General features: G+C 47.5%; 2 protein-coding genes. Both read left to right on the forward strand.

From position 1 onward, the window contains the following. On the forward strand, window positions 1–555 hold a 555-nt coding region (locus ACWPVL_RS11695; RefSeq protein WP_454389183.1), incomplete at its 5' end, for a mechanosensitive ion channel family protein. Window positions 556–606: 51 nt separating this feature from the next. Beyond that, window positions 607–897 (forward strand): undecaprenyl phosphate translocase family protein (locus tag ACWPVL_RS11700; RefSeq protein WP_454389185.1); only part of this gene is annotated, 291 nt, incomplete at its 3' end.

Here is an 897-nt window from a genome sequence, read left to right on the forward strand (position 1 = left end):
TTGCTCGCCGGGGCTGGTGTTGCCGGGTTGGCGATCGGCTTTGGCGCTCAGGGCTTCGTCAATGATGTCGTAACTGGTTTCTTCATTTTGTTAGAAGCCCAGTTTGATGTTGGTGATGTGGTTAAACTAGGAACGATTTCCGGAACCGTCACTAGCCTAGGGTTACGCACAACTGTAGTAAAAAGCTACGATGGTACGGTTAACTTTATTCCTAATCGCAACATTACGATTGTTAGCAACCTTTCGCGCAGCAACATGCAGGTACTTATCAAATTGCCGTTAGCCCCAACGACCGATCTTGATTTGGTCCGCCGAACGATTGAAAAATTCAATCACAATCTGGTACAGAAATTCTCAACCATTACGGATGAACCGAATATCCTTGGCCTGACTGAAGACAAACACGGAACTGTTACCTATCAGGTTCTGTTCTACGCCGAAATTGGTGCACACGTCAGCCTCCAACGAACTTTCCTGGCTGCCTACATTGCCGCCTTGAAATCTGCCGGCCTTCCTGTCATTACACCGCCGCTGAATCTGCAAGCAGGTTCATGATCGCCCTTATCCGTGTTTGTCTATTAATAAATCCATCTATAAGGAGCTGTCATGCTTAATTTTATCAAAGGTGCCATTATCGGCATTGCACTTGTCATTCCCGGACTTTCCGGCAGTATCTTTGCGGTTGTGGTTGGGCTTTATGATCGCCTCTTAAATGCACTTAATCACTTTCGCGCCAATCCGCGCAAAAATTTACGCTTTCTGACCCCGGTTGGCTTAGGCGCAATCGTCGGGATCCTTTTGTCTACTAAAGCGGTTCTGGTTATCACGACCCACTGGCCATTACCGAGTTACGGCTTTTTCATCGGCTTGGTACTGGGGATCGGACCGTTCATTTAT

This window comes from Streptococcus sp. Marseille-Q8145, from assembly GCF_965112035.1.